General features: G+C 56.7%; 13 protein-coding genes. 4 read left to right on the top strand and 9 right to left on the bottom strand.

What is annotated here, in order from left to right:
• Positions 1-330 precede the first annotated feature (330 nt).
• Genes NP825_RS11190 through NP825_RS11180 form a run of 3 tightly spaced genes read left to right on the top strand, consistent with a single transcriptional unit; the run spans position 331 to position 2,307 of the window.
• Entirely contained in the window at positions 331-1,569 is a 1,239-nt protein-coding gene (locus tag NP825_RS11190; RefSeq protein WP_257543384.1) for a tyrosine-type recombinase/integrase, read from the top strand.
• A 41-nt stretch (positions 1,570-1,610) separates the two neighbouring features.
• Positions 1,611-1,970 carry a type II toxin-antitoxin system RelE/ParE family toxin gene (locus NP825_RS11185; protein ID WP_257543382.1) on the top strand — a complete coding sequence of 120 codons (360 nt, stop codon included), beginning with the start codon at positions 1,611-1,613 and terminating at the stop codon, positions 1,968-1,970.
• Positions 1,963-2,307 carry a helix-turn-helix domain-containing protein gene (locus NP825_RS11180; protein ID WP_257543380.1) on the top strand — a complete coding sequence of 115 codons (345 nt, stop codon included), beginning with the start codon at positions 1,963-1,965 and terminating at the stop codon, positions 2,305-2,307. The genes NP825_RS11185 and NP825_RS11180 overlap by 8 nt, the downstream gene beginning before the upstream one ends.
• Positions 2,308-2,370: 63 nt before the next feature.
• Here the strand turns inward: NP825_RS11180 and NP825_RS11175 are convergent, their stop codons facing one another.
• The 3 genes from NP825_RS11175 to NP825_RS11165 are packed head-to-tail and all read right to left on the bottom strand — an operon-like array spanning position 2,371 to position 5,729.
• Positions 2,371-3,264 (bottom strand): plasmid partitioning protein RepB C-terminal domain-containing protein, encoded by an 894-nt coding sequence (locus NP825_RS11175; RefSeq protein ID WP_257543377.1) that lies wholly within the window; start codon positions 3,262-3,264, stop codon positions 2,371-2,373.
• The gene (locus NP825_RS11170) at positions 3,261-4,154 is read right to left on the bottom strand and encodes a plasmid partitioning protein RepB C-terminal domain-containing protein (protein ID WP_257543375.1); all 894 of its coding nucleotides are present in this window, start codon (positions 4,152-4,154) and stop codon (positions 3,261-3,263) included. The genes NP825_RS11175 and NP825_RS11170 overlap by 4 nt, the downstream gene beginning before the upstream one ends.
• Before the next feature lie 3 nt (positions 4,155-4,157).
• The gene (locus tag NP825_RS11165; RefSeq protein WP_257543373.1) at positions 4,158-5,729 is read right to left on the bottom strand and encodes a recombinase family protein; all 1,572 of its coding nucleotides are present in this window, start codon (positions 5,727-5,729) and stop codon (positions 4,158-4,160) included.
• Positions 5,730-5,806: 77 nt separating this feature from the next.
• Between NP825_RS11165 and NP825_RS11160 the strand changes: the two genes are divergently transcribed.
• Complete coding sequence (locus NP825_RS11160) at positions 5,807-6,157, top strand: hypothetical protein (RefSeq protein ID WP_058457432.1); 351 nt, start codon at positions 5,807-5,809, stop codon at positions 6,155-6,157.
• A 119-nt stretch (positions 6,158-6,276) separates the two neighbouring features.
• Here NP825_RS11160 and NP825_RS11155 read toward each other — a convergent pair whose 3' ends face one another.
• The 6 genes from NP825_RS11155 to NP825_RS11130 all read right to left on the bottom strand — a co-directional run bounded on the left by NP825_RS11155 (position 6,277) and on the right by NP825_RS11130 (position 13,982).
• A complete protein-coding gene (locus NP825_RS11155; protein ID WP_257543369.1) occupies positions 6,277-7,179 on the bottom strand; it encodes an ArdC family protein in 903 nt (300 codons plus the stop codon).
• 412 nt (positions 7,180-7,591) lie between these two features.
• Complete coding sequence (locus NP825_RS11150; protein WP_257543367.1) at positions 7,592-8,515, bottom strand: Kiwa anti-phage protein KwaB-like domain-containing protein; 924 nt, start codon at positions 8,513-8,515, stop codon at positions 7,592-7,594.
• Between the two features lie 8 nt (positions 8,516-8,523).
• On the bottom strand, positions 8,524-9,102 hold the full coding sequence (locus NP825_RS11145; RefSeq protein WP_257543365.1) for a hypothetical protein: 579 nt from the start codon (positions 9,100-9,102) through the stop codon (positions 8,524-8,526).
• An 11-nt stretch (positions 9,103-9,113) separates the two neighbouring features.
• Positions 9,114-11,687, bottom strand: a complete 2,574-nt coding sequence (locus NP825_RS11140; RefSeq protein WP_257543363.1) for a DEAD/DEAH box helicase family protein — start codon at positions 11,685-11,687, stop codon at positions 9,114-9,116.
• Positions 11,680-13,335 carry an Eco57I restriction-modification methylase domain-containing protein gene (locus tag NP825_RS11135; protein WP_257543361.1) on the bottom strand — a complete coding sequence of 552 codons (1,656 nt, stop codon included), beginning with the start codon at positions 13,333-13,335 and terminating at the stop codon, positions 11,680-11,682. The genes NP825_RS11140 and NP825_RS11135 overlap by 8 nt, the downstream gene beginning before the upstream one ends.
• Positions 13,332-13,982 (bottom strand): SAM-dependent methyltransferase, encoded by a 651-nt coding sequence (locus tag NP825_RS11130; RefSeq protein ID WP_257543359.1) that lies wholly within the window; start codon positions 13,980-13,982, stop codon positions 13,332-13,334. Before NP825_RS11130 ends, NP825_RS11135 begins: the two co-directional genes overlap by 4 nt.
• Between the last annotated feature and the right edge of the window lie 75 nt (positions 13,983-14,057).

Genomic DNA, 14,057 nt, shown 5'->3' with positions numbered 1-14,057 from the left:
TCGCATAGCGAATATTCGGCAGGCGCCGGAGCGGGTCTGGCACCTTTGTCGTCGGGCCGTATTCCCGTATTCATGTATTTGATTTATAAGGAAAATTGGTCGGGACGAGAGGATTCGAACCTCCGACCCCCACACCCCCAGCCGCTTTTTTTGGGGGTTCATGGTGCAACGCAATTGCTCCGATAATTCTTGATTTTCCCTAAGAAATCAGCCACTTTTTGATAACTTAGGGCGTTGCGCGCGGTGCCATTTTGATGCGCCTTGTTTCACCAAGTTGCACCACCAGCGCACCACCAGAATGATTCGCGGACCAAGCAAAGGCGGTAGACGATGCGTGCGGCACTTACCCAAATGGCAATCGACAAGTTGCCCGTTCCGGCTTCCAAAGTCGAGCATCGCGACACGAGGCTAAAGGGGTTGGTGCTGCGAGTGATGCCATCGGGCGTTAAATCTTGGTATTGCGAATACGGGCGTGGGAAGCGGGTCTTCCTCGGACGGGCAGATGTGCTCGGCGTTGCCGATGCGCGTGAGAGCGCCCGCACGATCCTTGCTGATGTTTATCGCGGGATTGACCCTATAGAAGCACGCAAGCCAAAGCCGGGCGTCCCGACCTTTCAAGACTTCCTTGATGGCGACTATAAAATCTGGGCGAAGGCCAATCAGCGGGCGCACGCGCAGAACCTCAAGCGGCTGGCGACGGCTTTCAAGTCCTTGCTGAATAAGCGGCTGGATGAAATCACAGGGCTGGATGTCGAGAAGTGGCGCGCCAGTGAGATTGAGCGAGGCCTCAGTCTGGAAACCATCAACCGCGATATTTCGTCGATCAAGGCAGCGCTCAATCGCGCTGTCGATTGGGAACTGATTTCGGCCAATCCTCTCGCCAAGGTCAAGAAGTCGAAAACGGACGACTGCCTCAAGGTTCGGTTCCTAAACGACAATGAAGAGAAGAGGCTTCGCGCTGCGATGGATGCGCGTGAGGAGCGCCGTCGCGCCGAACGCGATTCTGCCAATCATTGGCGGCGTGAACGCGGCTATGTTCTGCTCCCCAGCCTGCGAACGGTAATGTTCACCGATCATGTGAAGCCGCTCATCCTGCTGTCGATCAACACTGGCTGCCGTCGCGGTGAATTGTTCGATCTCACATGGTCCAACGTCGATCTCGACCGGCGCATTCTGACCGTGACAGGAGCTACCGCCAAATCCAAGCGGACGCGCCATATTCCGCTAAACCGTGAGGCAACTCTGGTCCTGCAGGGTTGGCGTGCACGGGCAGAAGAAGCGGACGGGTTGGTGTTCCTCAATGAAGCGGGGGAGCGGTTTGATCGCGTGAACTTCTCTTGGCGTCGTTTGCTCAAGGATGCCGACATTGCCGCATTCCGTTGGCATGACATGCGCCATCACTTTGCATCGCGGTTGGTGATGGGGGGTGTCGATCTGAATACCGTTCGCGAGCTGCTCGGCCATAGCGACTATGCCATGACGTTGCGCTATGCCCATCTCGCTCCCGAACATAAGCTGAAGGCGGTTGAGGTGCTTGATCGCCGAACGTCCCTTGCAGCGGCGGCATGACGGTTATCGTAGATTGACTTTGTTGGCAGATATGACTACATATGACGAAATCGCGTAACACCCTTCGCACAATCTCTTGGATTAAGGCGGCGCGGAAGGATTTTGAGGCGTTTCCCGACCGGGCCATGAATCGGGCGTTTGATGCCCTGACCGTCGTGGCAGATGGTGGGACACCGGAAATCGCCAAGCCGCTCGCTGGACTTGGGGCAGGTGTGTGGGAACTGGCGATCAAGGAGCGCGGCGACGCCTATCGCGTCGTTTACGCGCTGCAAGTGGGCGACGACATCTGGGTGGTTCATGCCTTCCAGAAGAAATCGACCAAGGGAATTTCGACGCCGCGCCACGAAATCGACCTCGTGCGCGAGCGTATCAAGCGGTTGAAGGAGATGCTCGATGGCTGACCATGATGACGATTTCGAGCTGGTCCGTGGTTCCGGCAACGTCTTTGCCGATTTCGATGTGCCCGACGCGAACCTTCGTCAGTTTCGCGCTATCCTTGCCGCTGAAATCGTCAAAACGCTCGATAGCGAGGGACTGACGGTGCGCGATGCCGAGGCGCGCACCGGCATCGCGGCTGCGGATTTCTCGCGCATCCGCCAGGTCAAACTCGACCGTTTCACCATTGACCGGCTGATGCGTATTCTCGACCGGCTCAACCGGGATGTCCGCGTGAGGATTTCCGTCGCACCTCGTGCGCGTCCGGCGAAGGGGCCGATGGCATCGCCGCTTGCTGCGTGAAGTCCGAGGCCCGACATTGGCGAAGGGCGTGAATGCTGCGGGTGTTGTAGGCGATTTGAACGGTTACGCTGCTTCGCGGAGTTGCACGATCCGCTGGAACTCGGCCAACAGTTCGGGGTGACAGCGGGCAAGGTGGTGAACCACGCGCACGTTTTCCGTCATGCGGGCCAGATAGCCGGTCGCCAAAACCAAATCGAGATGGTCGGTTCCGTAACTCTGCTCGATCATGCGGAACTCGCGGTCGATGTTTGTCGCTTCCCGTTCCATGTGCTCGATCTGCTCATCGCTGAGACCCCGCACGGTCTTGCGTTTTTCGCTGGTCAACAGATGCTGCGGCGTGGCGGCAACAAGCGACTTGGCATAGGGCCATGAAAACCTGTTCATTGCGATCATGGTTTCGGCGACTTCGATCTGCCGCATGGGGCGCAGCTTTTTCATCTCGCGAAATGTGTTGAGAGGCACCATCCGGTCTTGCAACAGCTTTGCTACCTCGTCGCAAATTCCGTCCAGCAAGCGTCGTTTGCTGCGAATACTCGAAATGTTGACGTTGAGCGCCCGCGCAAGGCGCTCCTCTGAAACGCCCTTCTCAAGAGCCTTCAGGATCATTTTATGTTCCTGAACGATAGCCATGCGGCTGATGCGCTTGTTGTAGGTGATGGCCTCGTCGTCGGTCGCCACTAGGCATACAACATCCTTGTCCCCGCGCGCCTTCAGAATGTCGATGCGGATATGCCCGTCTAGCAGCCGGTATCGCTCGTCCTTCCCCGGCACGCGAACGACGACGGGCGGCTCGATAATGCCGACTTCGGTGATTGATGCCGCGATCTGGCCGTATTTGGGCGATTTCCGGGTCGATTCTGGCATCGCGCGTAGAAGCTCGATCTCGCCAAGCTGAATCCGCAAACTGGTCTGTTCAAAGGCCAGCTTGATTTTTCGCTGCCGATTGCTCCGGGTCACTGGACGCTGATCCTGACTTTGTGAATCCGATCCGCAAGCCGGGCCGGAATCGTTGCAAGCCCTTCATCTTCAAGGATCGCCACGAAAGTTTCGTCGTTCGATAGCTGGCTCAGCGCTTCGACGATGAAGACGAGGCGATTGCGGGTCGCCTCTGTCTTGCGGATCATCATGCGCTTTCGTTCGGTGTCCTCCTGAAAGGCCTTCACCAGCCCCTCGGGTGTTGTCGCTGCATCTTTGCCTACCAGCTTGGTGAGTTTGGCGGCCTTGCCAGACCGCTTTCGCACGTCCACCAAACGGCGTGCGGCGATCAGCGCGCGGCCGCGCAGGAGATTGTCTTCATAGGCCTTGTGCAACGCGGCCTGCACACCCTGATCGTCGGCTTCGCAGATTTCGAGGGCGACGGATATGGGGAGATAGCCCGCCTCCACGGCAGCGACTAGACGCCGCTCGCCGCGTTCCAAAAGCCTTCCCACGATATAGACATAATTGGCGGAAAGCCCGGTCATGGCGGCGATTTCGTTGTCGGAATAGCCGCGCCCGCGCATCCCGAGGATGTCTTGCAACAAGTCCACGGCCTGATGCTGACGGCGGGCGCAATTCTCGACGAGGCTGGCGACGAAACAATCTTCCTGATCGGCGGTCACGATCAAGGCAGGCACTTCTAGCTGGCCAAGTTGCCGGAAGGCCTCAAGGCGGCCCTGACCGCAGACAAGATCATAGAGCGGTCCATCCTCGCCATGGCGACTAGTGACGGTGATCGGGCGTTTGAGGCCAACTTCGGCGATGTTCTCGACGATGCCCTTGAATACCTTCTTGTTGCGCAGGCGCGGATTGACGACGGTGATCCGGTCAATCGGGATCATCTCGACGCGCTGGGCGGGCAGCGCCACGGCTTATGCTGCCTGCCGAAATGGCACGCGCTTCGCCAAGGTGAACAATCCATCCAGCGCGTCGAAGCGGAATGCGTCAAACGACAGGCCGTTGTGGTCGGCCAACCGCAGCACGCTTTCCTCAATGGTCATGCGCGGCAAGATATAGAAGTCGTGCGCGGTCATATTGTCCTCGTCCATTCTGACGCAGATTGTGAGGTCAGGGCGCAAGGTCTCGTCGAGCCTGATTTTCCAGCGGCGGAGGCCGCCGCGTGTCAGCTTGCACCGGGCGATAACGATGGAGGCGGTGATCTCGTCGTTGATTGTCAGCGTGTCATCTTCGAGATTCTGGATCGCGGTGCCGCCTGCGGCACGCACGCCCTCGATCACGTCCCTGACAATCGACGGGTGCATCCGGCGCAATTCGCGGTTGATCTCGATGTAGCGATAATCGTGGTCGGGGCTGAAGCCGATAAGTGAATAGGCGCGCAACAGGCTGCCAAAGCGGGACTGGTAGGCACTGCTGGACGGCCCATCCTCGAATTCGTCGATTATAAGGCCGGACAGGTAGCCGTTCTTTTTCAAGGCTTCTGACAGCAGCGCGAGCATGTCATCGTCGGTCAGACGCTTTGACCGCTCCTCGATGATGCGGCGGGCTTGCTCGAACAACTCCTGCGACACAATGGCCGGAAATGCTTGGTCGTGCCTGATCCAGTCCGATGGGTCATTGCGAACGTGCCGGGTTTTCAGCTTGAAGGATGTGCGGCCCCAAACGTTGTGACCGGCGTATTTGTCGTTGATGAGAATTTGGTGGACCGCACCGCGCGTCCATGCACGCCCTAAGTCGGAGCGGATGCCTTGGGCATTCAGCCAATCGGCGATTTGCCGTTCCGATCTGCCGTCCTCGACGAACTGGCGGTAGATGTCGCGGACAGTCGCGATTTCTTCATCCGGCCCCCGCACCAGCACGATCCGATCCGTAGCGATGCTCTTGTGCTCGCCACGGGCCAAAATGCCCTTGTGCTGGCCACGTTCATCGACAAGCATCCGGCGCAGCCCGAAGCCAGGTGCGCCACCTTGGCGATAGCCAAGGCCGATAAGGCGGCATTGCCCCGCAAACACCTTAACCGACAATTCGCGGCTGTATTCACCGGCCATCGCCCGCTTGACGGTTTTGATGATCGACGAACCAATGGTGCCGTCGTTCTCGAACTGTTCGGCGATATAGTGAACGGTGATCCCGGCGCGTTTGCAGCGCAGCTCATAATAGGCCGCTTCATCCGGGTCTTGGAAACGCCCCCACCGGCTAACGTCATAAACGAGAACGGCCTCGAAATCGACGTTGCCGCCGTCGATGTCCGCGAGAAGCTGTTGCAGGGAATCGCGCCCGCCAATTTGAAGGCCACTTTTGCCTTCATCGGCATAGGTGCGGACAATCTCGAATCCCCGCCTCTCGGCATATGCGCGTATTGCTGTCGCCTGATTGTCAGTCGAATATTGCTGATGATCGGTGGACATACGGACATATTCAGCGGCCCGCTTTGGTGGCGAGCCGTCTGATCGGAATTCATCGTCTGTTTTCCACTCAATGACCATCGTGGTCGCGCCTTGATGTTGCCCGGATGCTTCTCCGCTGCCTGCTCTCTCCTCTCTAACAGCAAAGGGAGGGCAACATGTTTCCGAAGAAGGGAAGTTCATTTCCGGTCGGTCGCGACAGACTGACGGATGCCGAATTCGCGCAGGTGATCGCCTCGGCCTTGAAGGTCGAGTTTGGATCGACGCGCAACGGCACGAAGATGATCATGAAGTGGACAGGCGTCAGTGATCGCACCGCGAAAAACTGGCTGAATGGCACCAATGCCCCAAGTGGCGTGCATTTGATTCTGTTGGCGCGGGAATCCAACGCGGTGCTGAAGGCCATGATGTTGATGGCCGAAAGGCCGGAAATGTCGCTGGGCGCAAGCCTCCTTTCGCTGAGGCGCGTGCTTGGCGAAACGATCGCCGCGCTCGATCAAATGATGTGATCTCGCAATGCTTCTCTATCGCAGGCTGCGACCGAAGGGAGCGGCCCGCTTATGGGATCGGGTGGGCGGGTCAAACGAAGTGGCCGCCCCAGACCGGGGCGGCCTCAATCATTGGCGGGCTATGCCGCCTCTTTGATCGCTTCGGGGTTCGCTAGTTGATGCAGGAAGGCGACGGCGCGTTCGGCATGAGCTGCGGCCTGCACAATGGCGCGGGTGTCGTTTTGCAAGATCTTGATCCAGCTCGCGATATAGCTGGCATGATCAGGGCGCGGCTCCAGGGCAATGCCAAGGTCGGCGGCAAGGAATGCCGCGCCAAGCTCTGCACACAATTCTTCGCGGGCGTATCCTTCATCACCCCATTTCTCGCGGCCAAAGCTGCGATCAAGACGGCTTTCATGGCGGGTCCAATGCACGGTTTCATGGCCCCTTGTGGCGTAATATCCATGGGCATCATGGAAAGCCGCGAAGGGCGGAAGCTGGATGCGGTCGGCTGACGGCATGTAATATGCCTTGTCGCCGCCGTGGTTTACGGTCGCGGGGATGCTGGCAAAGAACGCCTCGGCGGCTGCGATGCGCTCAGTCTCCGGTGCGGGTTCTGGCACGATTTGGAACCGTTCCGGTAAACCGTCTATCTGGGCCACGTTGAACACGGTGTAGGTTTTGAGGAAGCGGAAGCCCTGTTCCCGATCCTCGCCGGTGGTATCGTCATGCACAGTCTTGGCGCTGTCGCCGTAGTAGACCACGGTTGCACCGCGCTCGCCTTTACGCACCTGCGCACCCAAGGCTTGCGCCTGCCGGTAGGTCATCCATGACGGGCAGACAAAGCCGGACGTCTGGGCCTCGATCCACAACAGAAGGACATTGATCCCGCGATAGGGCTGGCCGGTGGCGCGCAAGGGGCGGGGCTGGCCTGATGCGGCCATATCGCCGCCGCTCCACGGCTTCAGCCATGGGCGGGTGCCTTGTTCCAGCTCGGCCAGAATGCGGTCGGTGATACGGCTATGGGGGTCTTGCTTGTTCATGGTGTTTGCTCCCTTCCAATCCGCGCAGCGGGTCATGCCGCGCATGACCCCTGCCGACCCGGCGAGGGGCGGAGAGAGTGGGGGCAAGGTCCGGTGCCGGGGGTGGTGCGGGCGCAACGCAGTGAGCCACGGCCCCAAAGCGGCACCTTGCAGGGAGAGAGAGGCCGAGCCTCTTTCTTCCTCCGGTCAGGGAAGGGGGCGCGCCGCTACGGCGCTCAATGCAAGGCGGGCTCGCCAGCACTATCTCGCGACAGGGATGGCAACCCGCATGGGCGGAGACGGCGGAGCCGGTTCCGTTGCGCTAGCGATACAGCCCGGCCTGAAAGGGGCGCCCTGAAATCTGTCAGGCAGGAGAGTCAGGCAGAAAAGGAAGCCGTGGTTGAACCCGGTCCAACCGTCGCAAGAGTCTGTGTCAGACCACAGCTACAGCATCGGGCACGTCGTATATGGCCTCCGAGAACGCGGAGGACAGCCGGTGGTCCAAGAGTGCGGTCATAATGTCGGCGCATGTCTCTGGCGTGGGCACAATTTTTCCGTTTGCATCGAAAATAATATTCAAACGGAGTTGCAGGAAGCGTTGCCGCAGCCGCAACATAAAGTCATTATCGCGGTAGTGCCCTTTCAGTTCGATTGCGCACGCTCTGCGAAGCTGGATTTTGTTCGTGCCTATGTAGGCTACAAGCGGTGCCATATCGGTGAAAATGGCATTGAAAGCTGGCTCGGCCTGTAGCGCGATGAACTGATTTGCGTGCGCCTGTCGATAACTGAGAACGGATTCAAAATGCCCTTTGTCCAGCATGTAGATCGTGCCATCGAAGATGAAGAAATCAACGTATGTCGACAATGAAAATGCAGGCGCAGGTTCGAGCGTCAAGGTTTCATCACGGAAGAGAGCGTCAATTGCTTTTGTTCTCTTTTTGGTATGCCATGATGAATCCGCTTTCCGAACCGCATAGAGCGTGACCCCACCACTAACCAATTTTATCACATAGAAGTCTGTGTTTTGAATATGGCGAAGAGTTGTTGCTCGCCGCTGTGGCAAGGGATCGGCTGTGGCGGCAACTATCCTATCGGCGTAGGTCTCATTTGCACCAATTGATAACGCGCTCGCTTCATTGTTTTGAGCCAACAGGCCGTAGGGATTGACCTCTTCGATAGCGGCGCGCCGTTGCTGGACTGCTGCTTTGACAGCCGCCTCCAAAGCGGGGTCGGTCGCAACCCAGTGCCCCGAAAAGGTTGGTGCGGCTCCTCCCGCCCCACCGGACTTTTTGAACGCCCACACGGTCATCGCCGCGCCTGCAATATCGAATGCTGCAAAGTCGGCGGGTATGGGCATTTAGTTCCTCACGGCTTAATGATCTGAATGGCTTGCACCAGAGACTGCTTAAATGGACCAGTGGTCAAATGTCCATATGCAAGAGCTTTACCGGAATGCTTGGCGTCGCTTCCGGGGAACTTGTATTCAACCTCATACATCCTCCATGACAGCGCGATGAGAACGGGATTGAGGATAATTTGCCCGGAACGATGACTGATCCAAAATATCCAAAGCAAAAACACCACAAACCCTACAAATTTCCCGGTATCTGAGTATTCTATGCTCATAAAAGAAACAATGTAAGGAAGGGTGTAGTTCATCAAATCTGTTGGAATATATTTTGCGGAAACCACCTCAATATCTTGAGTTGGCTTTATAAGATTCAATGAAAATATTGTAACTAAGAGGCAGAAAAGCGTCAAAGCCACCATGCTAATCGAAAATATTGGCGCACCCAGAGGGATTTCGCACTGCCCTTGCCGCAATGGCCAGCAAAATTGCCGACTGAGCATGGGATACTGAAAATTCTGCGCAAATAGGATGAGGCTCAGAGGGAAATATGATCCCAGAAATACTATCGCAGCCGTGCCTATCCTGAATTCCATAGCAGCCTCTTTCAGCCTTCTTTCGCCACGACCGTGTCGTAAAGGCCGTAGTGGGTAAGCCCCTGATGGCTATCGATCCCCGTATATCGCAGCGAGGCTTCTTCATATCGGCGGAACGCAAACACCGCTGCGTTCATACGCTCGGTGTTGAACACATTAAGTCGGACGAGAAGATGAAAATCCTCAATGGTCAGACCGGTTACGGTCATAAACAGCTCCGGTTCAAGCTTCCGGATAATGTCTTGCAGATTGTTTTCGCGATAATCGGTGAGATACATGAATGCCGGTATGCGGGTCGCAAATTTTATCAGTTTTTTCTGGACCTCTTTGCGGAGCGATTTGTATTCGCGCTCCTCGTCGCTCAATTCTTTCTTTTCCTTTTCTGTCTGCCCGCCATCCTTGGCCTTGTTTTTGAGGTCTTTGATCTTCTCGGCCTTGTTGATGATCGTCTCGATCACGTTGTCGCCTAGTTCGCGCCAACCTTCGATCCGCCCCACTGCCGCCATCGCCTGTTCGTTTGAAAGCACCCGGCGCAGCGTGTCGTTATCCACGTTCACCAGCATGGCAGATTCCCACTTGCGCGCGAGCAGCGTGCCGGTGGTGCCCGACATTGCGTAATCCAAGATTTCGCCTGCATCCAACTGCTTCAAGATCGCGCCGTCATGCGCGAGCACTGGAAGGAAAGAAACCAGATCACGCACAGCGTTTTCGGGGTTCGGCTCGCCGGGAGACAGGCCGATGCCATAATCCGAAAGCTGACGCAGGGCGCGCGTGGGCGCAAAATCGAAGACGAAACAGACTGGTTTCAGCACATCTTCCCGGCTCGGATCGTCGCCGTCGGGATTCTTGATCGACCAAGGGGACTGCACACGGAACGCCGCCTGAAAATAGGTTTCCGGCGATTTCAGGTTCCGCAACATCAGGATGGACGACCATTGCGGAACAGTGACCCCGGTTGCGAGTTTGCCGCACGAAAGCGTGATCGACTTGCTCTCGAAACCGCTGCTGATAGCATCCTTGACCGGCTTTAGAGCAGCCAATCCCATCCCGGCCCCACCTCCAGCGGCCATGATGACCTTGTATTCATGCCAAAAAACGTTCTGCTTCTCTTCAAGCAGGTTTGCCATGGCCTGACACGACGCGACATTGGGAAGAAACCAGAAGGCATGTTGGAGATAGGGCAGCAGCCGGGCATTTTCGTATGGAAATGGCGCTTTCGTGCCAGTTTTCAGGTTCTCGACTGTTTGCGGGTTATATGACCCGCGAATGATGTTCAGCCACTTTTGCACATCATCCTTGTGCTTGAAGGTCGCGAGGACGCCGGTCCCACTGGCTGAAAAAAATTCGTTCAGGTCGAATTCGTCAAACTCACCCGCGCTGGCGATGGCTGTCAGTTCCTCGGGCATCTGGTAGGTGAACAGGCTGAGCATCGGTAGCGCCCCATAGGGATTGCGCTCTCCGGGACGCGTGGCGGCAAAATTGGCCTTGGCGCGCTGCTCGTCGGTATAGGTCCAGTTGAAAATCTGCTCTTCGATGAACTCGCCTGTGGCCAGCGCCTTGAACGGTGTGCCGGACAGATAGAGATAGGCCCGCGCCCTGATCGGCAGGAATTCCGATTCCGCCTCCAACGGCTGCTGCAAATCGGCGGCCTTGGCATTGATGCGCTCGATTTCCTTTTCGGTTCTGGCCGATAGCAGCGCCTCTTCGCGGGCAATGGCGTCTTCTTCGCCCTCGAAAAGCTCTTTGGCGCTGTCGCGCCACGCCCCGAAATGATACTCGTCGAAAACCACCAAGTCCCAGTTTACCGAGTGAATCCACTCGTTCTTGAGCTTGATGTTGCCCAAGGCATCACGCCCCAGAAGGTCTTGGAAGGAGCCGAAATACACAAGCGGCTGGTCGGCATCATATTCGACCGATCCGTTTCCGGCATTCTGCGAACGATACTGCCATCCATCAAAATCGACATGGCTCTCCAGGTCAGATTGCCAAGCATCCTCAACGGCTGGCTTGAAGGTGACGACCAACACCCGCTTTGCGGCCATCTGCTTGGCAAGCTGATAGCTGGTGAAGGTTTTGCCAAAGCGCATCTTGGCGTTCCACAGGAAGCGCGGCGCGGCCTTGGGGTTCTCGGTCCAGATTGAGTTGAAGTAGCCCATGGTTTTTTCCACGGCATCGGCCTGCTCGTCGCGCAGCGGAAAGTCTTCGTGATGCGTGCCGGATAGCCGCAGGCCCTTTTGCAACTCGGCAATGGCTGTTTTCACATCATCTGGCGAACACCGCATCCATTCCCGCGATGCGCCGATAACGACATTCTCGAACTTCTTGTCGATCAGGCGCTGGCGCACATCGTTGTCGCGAAACAAGGTGCCATCGTCACGTTCCGCCAGTGCGTCAACGTGCAGCGTGTAAGCCTGCTGCATCTGACCCTGCGACTGCCGAATCCGGTCATTGACGTCGGCCCGCGTCGTCTGCCCAACTTTGATTAACCCCGCATAGGCAGCAGGCGCATCATTGGGTGTCCATGCATAAATTCGTAACCGGGCCTCGGGCTTGGGGGCAAGGATCTCATCAATCGACCTACTCATCGAACAGGTCACCGTCCATCGGGCGTATCATGCTTTCAATGTAAGCTATTTCTTCTTCGGCTAATCCATATTTTTTGTATAGAACCGCGTCATTCCAATTTGCATCCCACGACTGCTGCGGAACCCAAGTATAGGTTGATCGAAGCGCGTGCTGGGTAATTTTTCTCAAAGAAACCAGAAATCTGAACAAACGCGTGCGATAGTAACTTGTAAAGCTACGCGCCTCTGTTTCAGAGACAAAAGGACCAGCCACAAGGTATGTTTGAGTGCATACTGAATTTGGCACGGCTATAATCGGAGGGCCGAGGACCATTGCGGGAATGGCTCCTCGCTCACCGTATGCTTCAGGTAACAACACCTTCCAATTTGGTATCAGTTGGCGATTTTTTCTGATGATTGAATCGTCCACCCAGCCGGTCGTGCGCCGCCCTTTCACAGTCAGATAAATTGAAAGCGTGCCGGGATTGCTTTTCGTTGAATAGTCTGTGAAATTTGTAGCCAAGCCAAATGGAGTATCGCCGCTCACGACTGATTCCAGCGTCGCCTCACGTTTGGCAAGAACCTTTTCAAGAATGGAGAGCGCGCGCGTATCGCGCACGAAAATGTCATGCTGGTCGAGATTCCGCTCGACGGTTGGCAGCTCTTCCTCCCCTTGGAAGAGGGTGTACCGGCATGAACCAGTGGTTTCTCTGTCCCATAGAAAATAGCCGACTCCGCCTTCGAAATCGACGCCGGGAAAAGCGGTGCTCATTTTCGTGTAGTCTATTAACTCGCGAATATGCCCATCGGTAAACATCCGCTTCCTGAATGAACCCATGTCTCGACCGCCTGCCAGCCAGCGGGATGGAACAACCATGGACAGGAATCGAGGCTCCAAGTCCATCGCCTGCTCGACAAAAAGGTGGTAGATTGAGGAGTCATTCGATCCTCCGCCCCCGCCTTTTAACTGATACGGTGGGTTCCCGATAATCACGTCAAACTGCATATCGGCTCCGAACAGCTCGCCGATGCGAGCCTTAATGTCATTGGTATGGATGAAAGCGTAAGCGTGGTTTTCCAGCTCTGGGCCACGATCAAAGATAGCGCGCGGTGCCCCGCAAAATTCACACTTGCCGTCCTTGCCTTCGGCAAACTTCTTGACCGTGTTGCCATGCTTGTCGGTAACATTGGTCCATTTGCTGCTGCCGACCCACGAATGATCGGTGTGCTGAAACCAGATGTTCCCATCATCATTCTCGAACGAACTGGTAATGGAATATTTGCCCGTGGCGTGCTTGGAACAATAGAGGCTGCGGCGCGCCAGCAGGCTGGTCAGCCGCGTAATGCCGATGCCGAAGATTTGCTGCGTAAGGATGTGATCTACGCGCGTTTGAAGGTCGGGAATCTCCGCTTCAAGCCCTGCGATCAGGCGCTTTGCAATCTCGCGCAGGAACACGCCCGATTTTGTGAACGGGTCCAGAAACCTGACCGAACTATTCGCCCAAATGTCCGCACCGGCATGGCTCTCCGCCCAAGCCTGCGCCAGCGTGTCCAGCATCCGATTGGCAAATTCGGGCGGCGTGAAAACCTCGTCGTTCGATAGATTGGCAATGCAGGTCAGCACATCGGGATTGCGCCCGCGCAGGGCAAAGCTGGCCGGTTCGTTCATGCTGCGGCCCCCAAGCCATCAAACGCTGCCGCCAGATCGGGCACGGTCATCGGCGGATAGCTTTTGGCCGGGGTGAAAATCTCATGCTTGCCAAGCCCTGCAAACAGCGACCCTTCGGCGCTGAAACTGGCCATGCCAGTCAGCACATCAAGCCGGAAATCGCGGCGCTGGAATTTGCCCTTGCCCAGATAGCCCCACTCCACAACGGTGATTGGATTGCCGTCAATCCCGCGCATTGTCATCGCGTCCCCATGCACAAGGTTGAGCGAAAGCACGTGGGCAGCAGCGCGATAAAGGTCATCGGCCTCGTCCAACCCCAGATAGTCGGCAAAAATGTCCAGCATGTTGGCCCGGCATTCCGCGATGTTATCCTCCAGCAACTCCACCCCGTAGGCGCACATCAAGCCATACAGCGCATAATGCCGCTTCTCGAAGTCAGACTTGCCGAACTTCAATTCCACTGCGGCCAATTTGCGTTGCAGGATCGGCACAAGGAAATTGCCACTGCCGCAAGCAGGCTCAAGAAAACGTGCGTCGATGCGCTCCGCTTCCCCTTTTACAAGGTCAAGCATCTGCTCGACCAACCAAGGCGGCGTGAACACCTCCCCATGATCGGCAACGCGCTTTTTTGATTTGATCAGGTTCATTTACAATACTTTGGAATAAACATCGCGTCAGTGTCGCTCCTTGGCGCTGAGGATAGACTGAACTGCGATTGTTCT

This window comes from Sphingopyxis sp. DBS4, assembly GCF_024628865.1.
In the GTDB taxonomy this organism is placed as follows: Bacteria; Pseudomonadota; Alphaproteobacteria; order Sphingomonadales; family Sphingomonadaceae; genus Sphingopyxis.
The sequence above is the reverse complement of the archived record's forward strand: the minus strand, read 5'-3'. Positions and strand labels throughout refer to the sequence as shown.

What these genes read in the sequence shown, in the direction of transcription:
- NP825_RS11165 (WP_257543373.1), bottom strand. Translation starts at nt 5,729, where the DNA reads ATGGTCATTGAGTGGAAAACAGACGATGAATTCCGATCAGACGGCTCG.
- NP825_RS11155 (WP_257543369.1), bottom strand. Translation starts at nt 7,179, where the DNA reads ATGAACAAGCAAGACCCCCATAGCCGTATCACCGACCGCATTCTGGCC.
- NP825_RS11160 (WP_058457432.1), top strand. Translation starts at nt 5,807, where the DNA reads ATGTTTCCGAAGAAGGGAAGTTCATTTCCGGTCGGTCGCGACAGACTG.
- NP825_RS11140 (WP_257543363.1), bottom strand. Translation starts at nt 11,687, where the DNA reads ATGAGTAGGTCGATTGATGAGATCCTTGCCCCCAAGCCCGAGGCCCGG.
- NP825_RS11150 (WP_257543367.1), bottom strand. Translation starts at nt 8,515, where the DNA reads ATGCCCATACCCGCCGACTTTGCAGCATTCGATATTGCAGGCGCGGCG.
- NP825_RS11185 (WP_257543382.1), top strand. Translation starts at nt 1,611, where the DNA reads ATGACGAAATCGCGTAACACCCTTCGCACAATCTCTTGGATTAAGGCG.
- NP825_RS11190 (WP_257543384.1), top strand. Translation starts at nt 331, where the DNA reads ATGCGTGCGGCACTTACCCAAATGGCAATCGACAAGTTGCCCGTTCCG.
- NP825_RS11180 (WP_257543380.1), top strand. Translation starts at nt 1,963, where the DNA reads ATGGCTGACCATGATGACGATTTCGAGCTGGTCCGTGGTTCCGGCAAC.
- NP825_RS11130 (WP_257543359.1), bottom strand. Translation starts at nt 13,982, where the DNA reads ATGAACCTGATCAAATCAAAAAAGCGCGTTGCCGATCATGGGGAGGTG.
- NP825_RS11135 (WP_257543361.1), bottom strand. Translation starts at nt 13,335, where the DNA reads ATGAACGAACCGGCCAGCTTTGCCCTGCGCGGGCGCAATCCCGATGTG.
- NP825_RS11145 (WP_257543365.1), bottom strand. Translation starts at nt 9,102, where the DNA reads ATGGAATTCAGGATAGGCACGGCTGCGATAGTATTTCTGGGATCATAT.